The sequence below is a fragment of the Thalassospiraceae bacterium LMO-JJ14 genome, assembly GCA_021555105.2.
Lineage (GTDB): Bacteria > Pseudomonadota > Alphaproteobacteria > Rhodospirillales > Casp-alpha2 > UBA4479.
This window is the reverse complement of sequence record CP134604.1, coordinates 1,197,382-1,213,354: the sequence shown is the minus strand read 5'-3', so window position 1 is coordinate 1,213,354 and position 15,973 is coordinate 1,197,382. Positions and strand designations below refer to the sequence as shown.

The following is a 15,973-nucleotide window of genomic DNA, read 5'->3' as shown; positions in this document are numbered from 1 at the left end:
GGCCGTGCAAGGTATTAGCCAACCTTGCGCATTTTACCGCCGCCGGTGTCGGGGCTGCTACCGGATTTTCCGTCACTGTCGGCCGCCCTTTCATCCACAGCGGCAATCTGGCGAATACCGACGATAAGATAATCCGCCCCCGTGACCAGCGTCAGCAGCGCCGCCCCCCAAAGACCGATAACACCGACTTCGGTTGTGCTTAAAGGCCCGAATTCAGGGCCGGCAGGGCCGACCAGCAGAAATCCGAGGGCCAGCATCTGTATGGTCGTTTTCCATTTCGCAAGCGCCGTTACCGGCATCGGCACCCGGACTTCGGCAAGAAACTCGCGCAGTCCCGATACAAGTATCTCGCGGCAAAGAATGACCGCCGCCGGCAGAACGGTAACATCACTGATACGATCGACACCGACCAGAACCAGCAGCACCGAAGCCACCAGCAACTTGTCGGCAATCGGATCCAGAAACCGTCCGAAGGCCGATTGCTGGCCCAGTGCTCGCGCCAGATAGCCGTCGAAAAAGTCCGTGACGCAGGCCAGCGTGTAAAAGGTAAATGCAATCCAGTTGGCGAGCGGGGCTTCGAGGAAAATCAGGGCAACGACAAGCAGCGGGATCGCAACGATCCGCCCTATCGTCAGCATATTCGGTATCTTCGTCAGCATGCCCAAAGCCCCGGGTGTTACGCGTGGACACAAGGCCCCCGTTCCAGCAACCTTTTCTATCAGCTTCCGCCCCAGGTTGAAACCTGCTCCATACCCGGTATTTGCTTTTGCGCATCACGGCTGGAAAGAACCGGCAACACTTCGAACGCGACAATATCATTCCAGTGCGCCATCCATGCGTCGAGCAGTTCCGGCGTTTCAGCCGACATGATCTGCTAACACTGGTGCCGGTCAATCGTTACCCAGCTATCAATGTAGTGTAGTCCGTCGGGGAGCATGCGTCCCTTTTCGGCGAATCTAGCATAGACGGCCTCGGCGCCTGCATCAAAGGTCTCGATGACCATATAGAGCATGGATCAGTCCTCCGGATGGAACCAGTCGTAGATTTTCTTGGCCATGGCGTGGCTGACACCGTCAACGGTCTCGAGATCCTTGATACCGGCGCTGGCGACGGACTGCGCAGCGCCGAAATGATGCAACAGGGCCTTTTTCCGTTTCGCACCTACACCCGGAACCTCGTCCAATATGGATTTATTCACCTGTTTGCCGCGCTTCGCGCGATGTGTGCCAATCGCAAAGCGATGCGCCTCGTCCCGTATACGCTGCAGAAAATACAGAACCGGATCCTTGTAGCCGAGCTGGATCGCCTCGGTCCGGCCCGGCAGGAAGATTTTTTCACGCCCGGCATTCCGGTCAGGCCCCTTGGCGATCGCCGCGAGCGGCACATCCTCGATCCCCAACCGGTCGAAAACATCCTGTGCCGCAGACAGCTGCCCCTTGCCGCCGTCAACGAGCACAAGGTCGGGCCACTGCCCCTTTGTCTTGTCCGGGTCTTCCTTGAGTGCGCGCGAAAAACGCCGTTCCAGCACTTCGCGCATCATATCGTAATCATCCCCCGCAGATGCCCCGCCCGCACCGGCACGGCGTATATTGTATTTGCGGTAGGCGTTTTTCATGAAGCCTTCGGATCCGACGACGATCATCGCGCCGATCGCATTGGTCCCCGAAACATGCGAATTGTCATATACCTCGATCCGCTCCGGCGTACCGTCGAGGTTCAGCACACCTGACAAGCCTTCAAGAAGTTTACGTTGCGACGCGCTTTCCGACATCCGCCGTGCCAGTGCATCGCGGGCATTCGTGACGGCATTGTCGATAACGCGTTTCTTTTCACCACGCGTCGGCACACGGATTTCAACCTTGCGATCCGCGCGCACCCGAAGCGCCTCTTCGACCAGGCCCCGGTTAGGCAGTTTATGCGATGTCAGGATCAGACGCGCCGGCGTTGTACGGGCGTAAAACTGGCCGATAAATGCCTCCATCACTTCTTCGGGTGTATCTTCACGTGCATGGCTCGGGAAATAGGCACGATTCCCGTAACTGCGGGCACCGCGATAAAAGAACACCTGCACGCACGTCTGGCCGCCTTCCTGATGCAGGGCAATGACGTCGGCTTCCTCCAATCCTGCGCTGAAGGCTTCGTGGCGGGACTGCACACGCGTCAGGGCCTGGATGCGATCTCGGTACTGCGCTGCCAGCTCATATTCCTGGTCGTCTGATGCGGCCTGCATGTTCTCAGCCAGCTTGCGCTGGATGCGTTGGCTGTCACCGGTCAGAAATTCGCGTGCCTCGTCGACCAGTCCCTTGTAATCCGTTTTGGAAATCCGCCCGACACAGGGACCGCTGCAACGCTTGATCTGAAACAAGAGGCACGGCCGGGTACGGTTGGCAAAAACATTGTCCGAACACGTTCTCAGCAAAAAGGCGCGCTGCAAAAGCCCCAGCGTGTCATTGACGGCCCATACCGAGGCAAACGGGCCGAAGTACTCTCCCGAACGGTTCCGTGCGCCCCGGTACTTGACGATCTGTGGATAGTCGTGATCCCCGGTAACAAGAATCATCGGAAATGATTTATCGTCACGCAGCAGGATGTTGTATCTGGGCGCATAGCGCTTGATCAGATCCGATTCCAGAAGAAGTGCCTCGGCCTCGGTCTCGGTTTTGACGATTTCCAGATCGACGGTCTGCGCAATCATCCTGCGGATGCGGATCGACTGACGGTTCGGGTTGGCATAACTGGTGACCCGTTTGCGAATATTCTTCGCCTTACCGACATACAGCACATCACCGGCTTCGTTGAGCATGCGGTAGACCCCGGGCGAGGTCGGCAATCCCGGCAACCGCGCCCGTATCACATCCGCCCCCTTATCCGGGGCACCGGTGACGTCACCCTTATCGCCTTCAATTTCTAACGGCTGGTCTTGCATGGTTTTATTTCAACAGTTTAGGGCAATCCGTCAACTCGGGGACGGACAGTCAGGATGACGTTAGGATTAACCATAAACCTATCCACGATTCCTGTGGATAACCATGTTGAAAAAAGCCGGAACCGGGAAAAATCGTTATGAATCAGTAGGGTTTAATTAAAGTGCCTAAAAATTATGCAATCACGTAATGCATTGATATTGCTGTACTTTTTTTTAATTCCCTGGCAGCCGCAAAAGGTTTTCAATACGTACGCCATATGTACGTAACATACCTCAAATTGTGCAAAACATAGGCCGGGTAAAGTCTACCTGGCGTATTTATAGGGAAGTAAACGCTGATATATTAACGATTTATACTTTGCTATTAAATCGTTCGATTTCCACGCCGACACTTTGTGCATTGTCAAAAATATCAAGTTTTTCAACACGTACCCGTGCCGATCGAACGCGGGTATCCGTCAGGCACATCTCGGAAATGGCCTCGGCAATCGTTTCGACAAGCCCGACATGGCCCTGATCGAAGATTTTCTGCACCCCGGACACCAGTTGTTCGTAGCAAACAACATTCGCCAGATCATCATCGAGGCCTTTTTCACTCTCACGCACCGCAAGGTCGAGATTAACCCGTACCCGCTGAGGCTTGTCGTGCTCGTGATCATGCACGCCGATTAGAGCCAGCAATACGAGATCACGGACGAAAACATGGCGAACCCGCTGACGCGCATCGGCAATCTTCAAGGGTTCCAGGACTTCTTTCGGTTCCATGCTCACCTTCCGCTTTCACGTTATTCCCGGGGTGCCGTTTCCGGCGTCTCAAACGCCCAGTTCATATGCTGCCCCGCATCGACAGCGATGATCTGCCCGCTCACCGACGGAGCGTCAAGGAGAAACGCCGCTGCACGGCCCACCTCACCCGGCTGCACGACGTGCGCCAGTGGGGTTTGGCGAGCCTGACGCTCAAAGTCTTCCCCGCTTTGGCGCGAACTCGGCAACACGGGGCCGGGCCCGACCGCATTGACGCGGATACGTGGCGCCATCGCACGCGCCAGCACCTTAGTCTGGTCCCAGAGCGCCATCTTACTGAGCGTATAACTCAGAAAATGGCTACTCGGGTTGAGCACACGTTGATCGACGATATTGACGATCGCCCCCGGCACATCTTCCGGTAATTGCCGGAACAGCGCTTGTGACAAGACATAAGGTGCACGCACATGAACCGCCATGTGCAGATCCCAGAACGTGCGACCATCCGTACCGAGGTCATCGCGCTTGAAAACAGAAGCGTTATTCACAAGCGCGCAAAGACCGCCAAGAGCGGCGGATGCTTCTTGAGTTAGGTTTTGCAAAGCATTTTCATCAGACAAATCAGCCTGAAGTGCAACAGCCCTGCGGCCCGTCGCGCATACATCGGCGGCCAGCCGTTCCGCGTCATCGGCAGATCCGTTGTAGTGGATCGCGACGTCCCAGCCTTCCTGGGCCAGACATTCGACAATTGCCTTGCCGATACGCTTCGCGCCACCCGTTACCAGGACATGCCGCATATTCGATCTTTCTCAGATGGCCGCCAGCAGACGCTCGACACCGTAGGCCTGCGCACCGACATAGCCGATATATATGACGAAAAACAGGAACGCATATTTACGATCCAGCTTCATCCAGCCGAGCAACACCGGCAGAAGCATCAAGGTCGCTATCAGCATCACCCATATGTCGAAGCTGAGCACCTGTCCGGGCACCGGGATCGGCGTCACCAACGAAACAATGCCGCCGACCAGCATCATATTGAAGATATTGGAGCCGACGACATTGCCGATGGCAACGTCCGGATGCCCCCGGTAGGCGGCAACGACGGATGCCGCAAGTTCAGGCAGCGACGTGCCGAAGGCAAACAGGGTCAGACCGATAACTTCCTCGGATACGCCGAACGAACGGGCGATCTCGGAACCGCCGGCAACCAGCATGTCTGCACCGAAGGCCAGGCCGGCAATACCGATAACCGTTGCCGCGATCGCCAGCGGGACGCTCTTCGGCAAGCCTTTTTCAAGTTCTTCCAGCTCTTCCTCATGCTCTTTCATCACGACCGGGTCGGCTTTCTCCCGGAAATAAGAAAACCCCAGGAATGCTGCAAAAACCACAAGCAAGACCAGACCAGCGAGGATACTGAGTTCTCCCTCAAGGCAGAAACCGGTAAAAAGCAGAGAACCGCCCATCAACAGGATAACATCGCGCTTCATTGCATCGGGGCGAACCAGGATCGGCGTGACAAGACAGGACGCCCCCAGAATCAACCAGACATTGGCAATGTTCGAGCCGACGATGTTCCCAAGAGCAAGACCGGTCGAACCGTTGAGTGATGCCTGCAGACTGACCATGAGTTCCGGCGCCGAGGTGCCGAAGGCCACCACAGTCATGCCGATCACCATCGCCGAAATTCCCATCTTCTCGGCCAGGATGACAGCGCCGCGCACCATTGCCTCAGCGGCAATGACGAGGATCACAAAGCCCCCGATAACCTGCAAATACATCATCATTCAGTCAAATCCCCTGTCGAGCCCAACGCTCTGCTAGCGGCTGGAACGCGCTTACAATAGACAAGTAGACATTGCGTTTAAAGGGGACAATCAGACTAGGAACACGATTCAACGGCACCCAGTCCCATTGCTGAAACTCAGGCTCACCATGGTGTTCTAGATTGATCTCATCCGGACTGCCGGTGAAGCCATAAGCGAACCAGCGTTGCGCCTGCCCTTTGTATTTCTTGAACCGTTTACCGAGGATTTCCGGTGGAAAATCATAGACGAGCCAATCGTCATAAGCGCCCAGAAGTGAAACCGAGAGAATGCCCGTTTCCTCAAATAATTCACGCCGGGCTGCTGCTTCGGGGTCTTCACCCTTGTCCAGACCGCCCTGCGGCATCTGCCACGCATAATCTTCCTCTGGTTTCAGTTCGACACGGCAGCCGACAAAGACATCGCCCTTGGCGTTGAAGACCGCGGCACCGGCACACGGACGATAACCGTACGGCAAGTCATCATAAGCATTCATAAAAACGGTTCCGGGTTCACTCGGCAGGGGGAATATTGGCGATTGCAGAGACCGGCACTAGAACGACCCCCTTGTCCTTTATCGTCGCATACCAGTCGAGAATACTTTTGATCGTTACAGGATACGGGCGTGCGGTCGCCAGAACGCTCCCCCGTTCCTTGGCAATGCTCTCCAACCGGTCGAGGTTTGTCCTGATTTGCTGAATACGCGGGACATCGTCGATATAAATTTCGCTTTCCGCATTGACCAGCTTCAGCTCCTTGGCGACCGGCATGGCGTCATTCCGGCTACGGTTTCCTCCGATGACAAACATTACCCCTCGTTCCCCGATATTGGCGAACAACTGACGCATCTGGGTTTCCGCTTTCATAAAGCGCGAGCCCATATATGTCACCAAACCAACGTATCCCGCAGCACTGGCCATAACGTTGTCCAAACGGCGTTGATTCTCGGCAAGCTGGATGCGTGTATCCAGCGCAAGAGGCCCCGCATCTTCTAGCGGAAAATCGTCGCTTTCCATCGGTAGTGAAATGAACACCTCATGCCCCGCCAACCGTGAGCGAAAGACCCAGTCGTTCAAATCCCGGCCGTAAGGGCTCAACACCATGCTTACTTCCGCAGGCAGTTTGTTGATCGCGCCCAATGACGCCTGCCGACTGAGGCCTATACCTTCAATCATAAGCGCTATTTTCGGCTCGGCGATGCCGGGATCGGAAGGGCGTGCGTAAACCTGCCACGGTACGGCGCCGGCATTGCTGATTTTCGGCAGTTCGCCAATGCCGTCCTTTTCCTCGAGCAGGCCCCGCACCGGCGCCCCTGAAAGAGCCTGGCTCTGATCGGCAGCCGTCGGCTGATCAGCGATTTTAGCCATAGCCGATCCCGCAACAGCCGGCACCACAAGTCCGCCCCCCGTTGAGCTCGTCCCACCGAGCGCGTTAAGATTATTCAATGAATTGAGCCCGCCTACCGGGGCAGCTCCCGTTCCAGCCGGCGCGAACGCCATGCCTTCGGTTTGCGTAGGCGACGGGTTGGCGGCTGGCGGCGGCGCCTCGGCAGAAGCCGTTGTTGAAGTCGATTCGCTTCCTGCTGCGGCATTTATGGGTGCCGTGGCGGGGCTTCCCGCCAGATTGTTCAGACTGCCAACGCCGCCGGCATTCAGGCTGCCGGGTGGTGCCGGCATCGCCATTTCCACACTGCCGGGGGCGCTTTCCGGCGCTTTCGCTTCCACTGCAGGGTCGGAAAAGAACCACCATCCGACACCGCCAAGGATACTGATCAGAAGAACACCAAATCCGACAGCGGCGAAAATGATGGCCTTCTTCTTGTCGGAAGCTTCATCTTCGTATTCATCGTCGTCATATTCGTCGTCGTCGTATTCGTCGTCGTCGTCGTATTCGTCGTCGTGATCGTCATGGCCATCGAACGGATTGACCACCGTATCGTCGCTACCGACCATCTCCTCTTCGTGCTCGTCCTCATCGGCGATGGGGGCCTGGCTCCTGACGGGTGTTTCTGCTTCGGGCTCATCATCGTCATGTTCTTCGTCATCTAAATCATCGGCTTCGCGAGATGCAGACGCACCCAAGGCTTCCTCGAGTTCATCGTCGAAGCCCTCTTCGAGTTCCTCAACATCGAAGTCGTCCTCGTCGAAGTCCTCGTCTTCGTCTTTCTTCTTTCCGAATATTTTCGGGAACTTCAAGCCGTCCTCCAAAAAGGCAGCGGCCAGCGTCACACGCCGGCCGCACCCCTGTCATTCAGGTTCGTTTTTCCAAAATGCCGTCATTTTGCCGAAGCATTCTGTGACATGATAGCCAGCCCCCGGATCAGATCGAGTGCCCGAGATAGCTGGTAATCCTGCGCTTCGGGATTTTTCTCCTCGGTCTTAGCCTCACCCTCGGGCGCCGCTTTTTCGGACTCCGCATCCTCTTTCTTGTTCTTGTCGAGGTCGAGGGCACCGCGCAGATCCGCTTCGCTGCGACGAGGCCGATTGTTTGCAATTTCTTCGAACTTCGCCTGCTTGACTTCGATATCCGGTTCCACACCCTTTGCCTGGATCGACCGTCCCGAAGGCGTGTAGTAGCGAGCCGTGGTCAGCCGCATGGCGCCATTCCCTGACAATGGCATAATCGTCTGCACGGACCCCTTACCAAATGATTTGGTGCCGAGCAGCACAGCGCGGCGATGATCCTGCAACGCGCCTGCAACAATTTCGGATGCAGACGCCGAGCCGCCGTTGATCAGCACGACAACCGGCAGACCATCGGCCAAATCACCTTCGCGCGCATTGAAGCGTTGCGTATCTTCCGGTTTGCGCGAACGCGTGGAAACGATTTCCCCACGGTCGAGAAACGCGTCGGAAACGGCAATTGCCTGATCCAGAAGTCCGCCGGGATTATTGCGGAGATCAAGAACATAACCCTGAATATCCTTGCCGATTTCGTCCTTCAGCTTCTTGATGGCGCGATCCAATCCCTTGTCGGTCTGTTCGTTGAAGGACGTGATGCGGACATAGCCAACCTTACCCTCGACACGCGAGCGAACGGACGTAATCTTGATGATCGAGCGGGTGATCGTCACATCGAACGGCTCGCGGCCTTCACGTGCAACGGACAGGCGTATATCGCTGCCGACCTTGCCACGCATTTTGTCGACGGCCTGCGCCAGGGTCAGACCTTGCACGGATTCCCCGTCGAGATGCGTGATGATGTCGCCCGATTCAATCCCGGCACGGTACGCCGGGGTATCGTCGATCGGTGAAATCACTTTTACGAAACCGGCTTCCATCGTCACCTGAATCCCCAAACCGCCGAATTCACCGCGCGTGTTAACCTGCATTTCCTTGAAGCTTTTGGCGTTGAGGAAACTGGAATGCGGATCGAGGGCGGCCAACATGCCGGTAATCGCGGCTTCGATCATTTCTTCTTCGCTCGGCGGCTCCACATACTCGGCGCGGACCCGTTCGAAGACATCGCCGAACAAAGCCAGGAGCCTATACGTCTCTTCGTCATTTTTCTTTGCATCGACGGCAAGTGCCGGCACCGACCAGGCAAGTACGCCAAGAGCAAGAGCTGTCGCACCAAGCTTGGCAATCATCCGATTTTTCATCCGTTTACCTCATTTTTGCGCGCCGCCAACCACGGCTTGGGGTTTATCGGTTGGCCGTCACGACGTAACTCTACATATAATACTGGCTGGCCGCTCTCGCTCTGCTCCATGACGCCGACAGGTTCTCCGGCCAGTACCTTTTGCCCCTGTTCGACATCGATCCGGGTCATCCCGGCGAGCAGACTATGATATCCTTCGCCATGTTCGATGATCAAGAGAAGCCCATAGCCCCTGAACTTTCCAGCGTAAACGACCGTCCCGTCATAGGTCGCCGTGACCTGGGCACCGGGCGGCGTGGCAATGGTCAGCCCTTTCCTGGACAATCCGCCATCGGTTTTTTCCCCGTAATGCCCCGATATTTTGCCGGAAACAGGTAAACCGAGAGTTCCGCGCGCCTTGCTGATCGGTCGCAGCGGCGGCACAGCAGCATAGGCAGGATCATTTTTGGAAACAGGCGGCGGTGATTTTTTCACCTTTTTACGTTCCTGTTCGATCCCTTTCAGGAGTTCTCTCAAGGTCTTCGCCTTTCCGGCAAGTTCGGCGATTCGCTTCTCCGCTTCGAGCGCTTGTTTGTCGGCACGACGTTTCAGAACCTTTTTACGCGACATCAGCGCCCCCAGGCGGCGGCGTTCGCGGTCGAGCAGAACCGATGTTTCCTTTAGCGCCGTCTCGCGTGACGCAATTTCCGTTCGCGCCTTGACCAGAAAATCCAGTTCATCACGAAGCTCGGTGGCCTGATGATCGATTTCGCGAACAGCCGTGCGAAGCAGTATCGCGGTGCGCACCGTGTCCGCCGGCTTCACAGGCTGCGCAATCAAAGCCTCGGGAGGGAATTGCGCGATGCGCTGCATGGCAGCCAGAACCCGGCCGAATTTTGCCCGGCCTTCACGCAGGTCTGTCGTCTTGCGTTCCAGCAGCCGTTCCAGCGCCTGAAGGCGGGTTTGCAGTGCCGCCACCTGCGTTTCATGGCGTTGCACGGCACGTGCCGTCGTCACCATTTCATTTTGCAGATTGGTAATGTCACGCGCCATGATTTCGGCACGTGCGCGAGCCTGCTCGGCAGCTGTCTTTTCCTGGCCGATCTTCTTTTCGATCTGTTTCAGATTTTGGCTGGCGCCGACGGCAGTTTCCTGCGCCATGCTCGAAGCCGGCACAAACCAAAAGCAAAGCAAGGCCGCCCCCAGCATAGTTGCCGGATTTCTGGCAATTTTTAAGAGGTGGTTATTCGGCCGCTGCGCTATCAGCAGAATTCTCCTCGATCAGGCATCTTCCCGTCATTTCATCGGGCTGCGGCAATTCCAGCAGCCTGAGCAACGTCGGCGCTACATCCGACAAGCGGCCTTCATGCAATCCGTCCACATATGCCGGCGCATTGACCATGATAAACGGCACCAGGTTAAGAGTATGTTGTGTATGCGCGCCGCCATCGGCTTCACGCATCTGCTCCACATTGCCGTGATCCGCCGTCACCAGCATTACGCCGCCGGCCTCATGGATCGCTTTTTCCAGCCTGCCCAGAGATGCATCGAGGGTTTCCACCGCCTTGATCGCCGCATCGAGATCGCCCGTATGCCCGACCATGTCGCCATTGGCGAAGTTGACGATGATAAGATCGAATGTGCCGCCCGTGATTGCGTCCACCAGGCGATCGGTGACTTCCGGGGCCGACATCTCGGGCTGAAGGTCATAGGTCGCGACCTTCGGAGACGGCACCAGAATGCGCTCCTCGCCCGGAAACACTTCTTCGCGTCCGCCGTTCAGGAAAAACGTCACATGTGCGTATTTTTCGGTCTCGGCAATTCTCAGCTGGCGCTGACCGGTTTCCGACACGACCTCGCCCAGTATCTTGGTGAGCTGTGTCGGCGGAAAAATCGCCGTCATGTATGCCGCATGCTTCGATGAATACTCGACCATGCCGAGCGCAGCCGCGAAATCGATCTTCCGCGGACGCGCGAAGCCATCGAATTCCGGGGCCAGCAGCGCCGCGAGAATTTCACGTGCACGGTCGGCGCGGAAATTGGCCATCATGATGCCGTCCCCGTCTTTCATACCGGCATAATCGCCAATCGGCGCCGGCAGGACGAATTCATCCGTCAGATCCGCTGCGTAGGCGGCATCGACGACGGCCTCGGCCGTTGGTTGAGACGTCCCCGCCGCATCCGTCATGCAGGCATAGGATTGAGCGACCCGCTCCCAGCGGTTATCGCGGTCGAGCGCATAATAACGCCCGCAAACCGTGGCAATCCGGCAATCCGCAAGACCTTCGATATCCGCTGCAAACTGGGCGAGATGACTTTTCGCCGCTTTCGGCGGTGTATCGCGGCCATCGAGAAAGGCATGCACGCGGACCGGAATCTCCGCATCCGACATGATCTTGGCGATGGCCGCCATGTGTTTTTGATGCGAATGCACCCCGCCCGGCGACAGCAGGCCCAGCAAATGGCAGACGCCGCCGCTTTCCTTGAGCGCCGCGATATAATCGCGCATCGCCGGCGCATCCTTCAGTGTATCGTCGTGGACCGCCTTGTCGATCTTCGGCAATTCCTGCATGACCACACGGCCGGCGCCCAGGTTCATGTGCCCAACCTCCGAATTGCCCATCTGCCCTTCAGGCAAGCCGACTTCCAAGGCGGACGCGTTGAGCCGCGATCGGGGATATTTCGCGCACATCGCATCCCAAGTAGGGGTATTGGCCAGCGAAATAGCGTTATCCGCCGCCGGTTCACGCTCCCCCCAGCCGTCGAGAATGCACAACACAACGGGTTTGGGAGGTGATGATGTGGTCTTCGCGCTCATGGTCTTAGCAAATCCTGTCTTCAGCGGCAGTATAGCTCATCGTTGAATGTACATATATATAAGTCGCAGGCTCTCAACCGCCATCGGCGACGAAACCGGCGGCTTCGATCCCCGCCTTTGCAGCAGCTTCGTCATTGTTCGAATTGTCGCCGGTAATGCCGGTGGCGCCGATGATCTTGCCGTTTCCGTCCTTGATCAGCACACCACCCGGTACCGGCACCAGAGAGCCCCCGGCAAGCTCGTTCATGGCCTGGATAAAAAACGGCTCGCTCTTCGCCCGTTCGAACAAGGCGCGCGAACCCAATCCCATGGCCAGCGCACCGTTTGCCTTGCCGGTGGCAATTTCGGGTCGCATGTTCGAAGCACCATCCTCGCGCTCAAGCGCCTTGAGGTTCCCCGCTGCATCGAGCACCGCCACGGTCAGGGGGTTGAGATTCAGCTTGCGGCCTTCCGCGCGTGCGCCGGCAATGATTTCCCGGGCCTTGTCGAGGGTCAGTTCGGCCATAACTTCTCTCCTGTGGCAGCTCTGGTTTATTTGCCGCGGACACTATCATCCGGACCCGGAGGGTTAAAGTCGAAGATCACCCTCAATCGCGATGATACGGATGACCGGCGAGAATCGACTGGGCGCGGTAAACCTGTTCCGCCAGCATGGCACGGACCAGCATATGCGGCCATGTCTGCGGGCCGAACCCGAGCAGCAGATCGGCGCTTTGGCGCAGTTCGTCCTGAAGCCCGTCGGCGCCGCCGATGATGAATGCAACGTCGCGGCCTGTGTCCCTGAGATCGCCGATCTTTTCGGCGAATTTCCGGCTGGCGAGCGCCTTGCCCCGCTCGTCGAGCGCAATCAGAAAGCTGCCGTCGGGTATTTTTTCGGAAATCAGTTCGGCTTCGCGCGCCTTCAGTTCGTCGCCCGCAAGGGGGCGCTTCTCCTCAACCTCGATCAGGTCCAAGGCCGGCCGAAGCCGCTTCAGATATAAGTTGAAAAGTTCCTGCTCCGGGCCGCGCCTGGCGCGCCCGACCGCGATCAGTGTCAACCGCACGTCGACATCCTTGTTTGAGCGGCGGACATGCCGCCCCGCTGTTTATCCGCCCGTATACCCCCCGGACCGCTATCCGGTCCGGACGAAAACGTCTCTCAGGCCACTGTCCCGGCAGCAGGTTGCTGTACCGCAGCACCGGAACCGGCAACCACATCGGGCACCGACCACAGTTTTTCCAGGCCGTAGAAATCACGCACCTCGGGCCGGAACAAGTGAACCAGCACATCGCCGGCATCGATCAACACCCAGTCACTTTGACCGGCGCCTTCGACAGCGACGTCCTTTATGCCTGATTCCTTGATTTTCTGACAGAGGTGATCGGCCATGGCGCCGACTTGTCGGCTGGATTGACCGGAGGCAATGACCATGTAATCAGCGATCTGGGTCTTGCCGGCGAGTTCGATAACGACGACGTCCTGCGCCTTGTCATCATCGAGAGATGTTTCCACCAACGTCCGGAGAGCGTCCCCAGACGGGCGAAGCTTGCGTTTGCTTGGTATAGTTATGGTCCTTTCCACCAGGTTTCATATCTACGCCCCTTATCTCGGACGGGGCGTGCCCAATTAACGGCTTGGGCGGATCAAAATCCGCCTTCAGCCCGGATCCGGCTGGCCGATAATGGGTTTTCACGAATTCTAAGAAATACCCAAGCCGGCAATTCCGCATCCACCAGACGCTTTGCCGCTTCTTGGGGCCACCGGTCCCGCGCAAAACGTCGGGCTGCTACACTAGATGTAGCCCTTAAAGAGTATCCCGGACGGCCAAATACTGCAACTGGGACAATGCGAAAAATTCGTGACCAGCTCCGCCAGTGGTGAATCTGCAACAGATTGTCCGCGCCCATCAGCCAGACGAAGCGGTGCTGTCCCTGGATATCCGTCAACTGTGCCAGCGTGTCGGCCGTGTATCGGGTGCCGAGCCTCGCTTCGGCATCGCTGACATGAATACGGGGATTGGCGGCGGCAACCTTTTCGGCAGCCGCCATGCGCTTTTCGAACGCGGCCATGCCGTCGGCGGATTTCAGCGGGTTCTGCGGCGAGACCAGCCACCACACCTCGTCCAGGCCGAGAAGCTTCAGCGCTTGTTCACTTATATATAAGTGTCCGTCGTGGGCCGGGTTGAAAGACCCCCCTAAAAGACCGACGCGGCGATAATCAGAAGGCAGAACCGTTTACTCCGCCGCCGACTTGCTGGCTTCGGCCTTCGGCATCTCACCCAGAATGATATAGGCCAGCGCGGCGACGACCTGTTCCGGTTCGCGCGCCACACCGTTGGCAGCGCCGTCGACTTCCTTCAAGGCGTGATCGTGCTCCGCCGGGTGCAACGTGATGTACGGGATATCCAGCGCCGCCGCATAGCCGGCATCGAAGGCGGCATTCCACTGCTTGTATTTCTCGCCAAAGCGGATGATCGCGATATCGGCGTTCTTCAGCAGCGTCTGCGTGCGGATCGCGTTCAGTTGTGCGCCCTTGCGGTCGTGCCAGAACTTGTCGCTTTCCGCACCGAACACGGCAACACCGCAGTCGTCGGAATCCTCGTGCACCGTCACCGGCGACACCAACTCGACCGGCAGCCCGGCAGCCTTGACGCCGTCCGCGATGCGCTCGCGCCAGTCGGAATGGATTTCGCCGGAAAGATAGACAGTCCAGATGTCGCTCATGGTGTTCTCCTTTTTTATTTTCCCGCCCGTCCTTCGAGACGGGCTTCGCCCTCCTCAGGACGAGGTTATCTTTTATCCCTCATCTTGAGGAGCCGCTCTCGCGGCGTCTCGAAAGATGAAACCCGGTCACGGCCGCGTCTGTCCGGTGCCGCGCACCTTGTATTTCATGGACGTGAGCTGTTCGACGCCGACCGGGCCGCGCGCATGCAGCTTGCCGGTCGAGATGCCGATTTCCGCGCCCATGCCGAACTCGCCGCCGTCGGCGAACTGGGTCGAGGCATTCCACATGACGATGGCGCTGTCGACGTTGTTCAGGAAGGTTTCCGCCGCCTGGGCGTCGTTCGTGACGATCGCCTCGGTATGCGCCGAGCCGTGATCGCGGATGAATTTGACCGCGTCGCCGACACCGTCGACCAGTTTCACGGCAATGATGCTGTCGAGGTATTCCGTGTCCCAGTCGTCGTCCGACGCCTTGGCGATACGCGCATCCAGATTGCAGCTATCCGCGTCGCCGCGCACTTCGCATCCGGCATCGACAAGACCGTCGACAATATCCGTCAGCAGGTCCGGAGCGACCGCCCGGTCGATCAGCAGGTTTTCCGTCGCGCCGCAAATACCGGTCCGGCGCATCTTGGCATTCACCACGATGTCGCGCGCCATTTTCGGGTCGGCGGCGGCATGCACATAGGTATGGCAGATGCCTTCCAGATGCTTGAACAGCGGCACCTTGCTCTCGTCCGAGACCCGCTGGATCAGCGACTTGCCACCGCGCGGCACGATGACGTCGATATAGTCCGTCATGCGCAGCATCTCGCCGACGGCGGCGCGGTCCGTGGTCGGCACCAGTTGAATGGCGTGTTCCGGCAGACCGGCGGCGACCAGCCCTTCGCTCAGGCTTTCCATGATCGCGTGGCTCGAATGATAGCTTTCAGAGCCGCCGCGCAGGATTGCCGCGTTGCCGGCCTTGAGGCACAGCCCGCCCGCATCCGCCGTAACGTTGGGGCGGCTTTCGTAGATCACGCCGATCACACCGAGCGGCACACGCACACGTTCGATATGCAAGCCGTTGGGACGGTCCCAGGCGCTTTCGATAGCGCCGACCGGGTCGTTCAGTTCGGCAATCGCTTCCAGCCCCTTGGCGACACCATCGATGCGGTCCTCGCTCAGTAATAGACGGTCGAGCATGGCACCCGACAGCCCCTTGTCCTCGCCCGCTTTGATGTCCTTCGCGTTCTCGGAAAGAATATGGTTGGCGCGGCGGCGCAGACTGGCCGCCATTTCCTTGAGCGCCGTGTTCTTGGCATCGGTTGGCGTAACAGCAAGCACGCTCGCGGCTTCCCTGGCATTCTCGCCGATGTCACGCATCAATGCTGCAATATTCGCCTGTCCGTCCATCGT

General features: G+C 58.0%; 16 protein-coding genes and 1 pseudogene. All 17 read right to left on the bottom strand.

The genetic code is table 11. From position 1 onward, the window contains the following. Positions 1–14 precede the first annotated feature (14 nt). The 17 genes and pseudogenes from pgsA to L2D14_05810 all read right to left on the bottom strand — a co-directional run bounded on the left by pgsA (position 15) and on the right by L2D14_05810 (position 15,970). A complete protein-coding gene (gene pgsA / locus L2D14_05890) occupies positions 15–659 on the bottom strand; it encodes a CDP-diacylglycerol--glycerol-3-phosphate 3-phosphatidyltransferase (GenBank protein WNK00952.1) in 645 nt (214 codons plus the stop codon). Between the two features lie 59 nt (positions 660–718). Further along, a pseudogene (locus L2D14_05885) lies at positions 719–1,003 on the bottom strand (DUF3303 family protein). Positions 1,004–1,015: 12 nt separating this feature from the next. Beyond that, the gene (uvrC, locus tag L2D14_05880; GenBank protein ID WNK00951.1) at positions 1,016–2,926 is read right to left on the bottom strand and encodes an excinuclease ABC subunit UvrC; all 1,911 of its coding nucleotides are present in this window, start codon (positions 2,924–2,926) and stop codon (positions 1,016–1,018) included. A 351-nt stretch (positions 2,927–3,277) separates the two neighbouring features. Further along, entirely contained in the window at positions 3,278–3,691 is a 414-nt protein-coding gene (gene folB / locus L2D14_05875) for a dihydroneopterin aldolase (GenBank protein WNK00950.1), read from the bottom strand. A 20-nt stretch (positions 3,692–3,711) separates the two neighbouring features. Next, a complete protein-coding gene (locus L2D14_05870; protein ID WNK00949.1) occupies positions 3,712–4,467 on the bottom strand; it encodes an SDR family oxidoreductase in 756 nt (251 codons plus the stop codon). Between the two features lie 12 nt (positions 4,468–4,479). After that, entirely contained in the window at positions 4,480–5,457 is a 978-nt protein-coding gene (locus tag L2D14_05865; protein ID WNK00948.1) for a calcium/sodium antiporter, read from the bottom strand. A gap of 4 nt (positions 5,458–5,461) precedes the next feature. After that, positions 5,462–5,971, bottom strand: coding sequence for an RNA pyrophosphohydrolase (locus L2D14_05860; protein ID WNK00947.1), 510 nt, complete (start codon positions 5,969–5,971; stop codon positions 5,462–5,464). Positions 5,972–5,987: 16 nt separating this feature from the next. Next, positions 5,988–7,670: a divergent polysaccharide deacetylase family protein gene (locus tag L2D14_05855; protein ID WNK00946.1), complete on the bottom strand. Its 1,683-nt coding sequence runs from the start codon at positions 7,668–7,670 to the stop codon at positions 5,988–5,990. A gap of 80 nt (positions 7,671–7,750) precedes the next feature. Further along, positions 7,751–9,076 (bottom strand): S41 family peptidase, encoded by a 1,326-nt coding sequence (locus L2D14_05850; protein WNK00945.1) that lies wholly within the window; start codon positions 9,074–9,076, stop codon positions 7,751–7,753. Further along, positions 9,073–10,215, bottom strand: coding sequence for a peptidoglycan DD-metalloendopeptidase family protein (locus tag L2D14_05845; protein WNK00944.1), 1,143 nt, complete (start codon positions 10,213–10,215; stop codon positions 9,073–9,075). The genes L2D14_05850 and L2D14_05845 overlap by 4 nt, the downstream gene beginning before the upstream one ends. Before the next feature lie 82 nt (positions 10,216–10,297). Continuing rightward, complete coding sequence (gene gpmI, locus L2D14_05840) at positions 10,298–11,872, bottom strand: 2,3-bisphosphoglycerate-independent phosphoglycerate mutase (protein ID WNK00943.1); 1,575 nt, start codon at positions 11,870–11,872, stop codon at positions 10,298–10,300. A 73-nt stretch (positions 11,873–11,945) separates the two neighbouring features. Next, positions 11,946–12,377, bottom strand: coding sequence for a heme-binding protein (locus L2D14_05835; GenBank protein WNK00942.1), 432 nt, complete (start codon positions 12,375–12,377; stop codon positions 11,946–11,948). A gap of 82 nt (positions 12,378–12,459) precedes the next feature. Beyond that, positions 12,460–12,915, bottom strand: coding sequence for a 23S rRNA (pseudouridine(1915)-N(3))-methyltransferase RlmH (rlmH, locus tag L2D14_05830; protein ID WNK00941.1), 456 nt, complete (start codon positions 12,913–12,915; stop codon positions 12,460–12,462). A 95-nt stretch (positions 12,916–13,010) separates the two neighbouring features. Then, on the bottom strand, positions 13,011–13,364 hold the full coding sequence (gene rsfS / locus L2D14_05825) for a ribosome silencing factor (protein WNK01654.1): 354 nt from the start codon (positions 13,362–13,364) through the stop codon (positions 13,011–13,013). A gap of 131 nt (positions 13,365–13,495) precedes the next feature. Next, positions 13,496–14,080 (bottom strand): nicotinate-nucleotide adenylyltransferase, encoded by a 585-nt coding sequence (locus tag L2D14_05820; GenBank protein WNK01653.1) that lies wholly within the window; start codon positions 14,078–14,080, stop codon positions 13,496–13,498. 6 nt (positions 14,081–14,086) lie between these two features. Further along, the gene (locus L2D14_05815) at positions 14,087–14,575 is read right to left on the bottom strand and encodes a YtoQ family protein (protein WNK00940.1); all 489 of its coding nucleotides are present in this window, start codon (positions 14,573–14,575) and stop codon (positions 14,087–14,089) included. A gap of 126 nt (positions 14,576–14,701) precedes the next feature. After that, positions 14,702–15,970: a glutamate-5-semialdehyde dehydrogenase gene (locus tag L2D14_05810; protein WNK00939.1), complete on the bottom strand. Its 1,269-nt coding sequence runs from the start codon at positions 15,968–15,970 to the stop codon at positions 14,702–14,704. Positions 15,971–15,973: the final 3 nt, after the last annotated feature.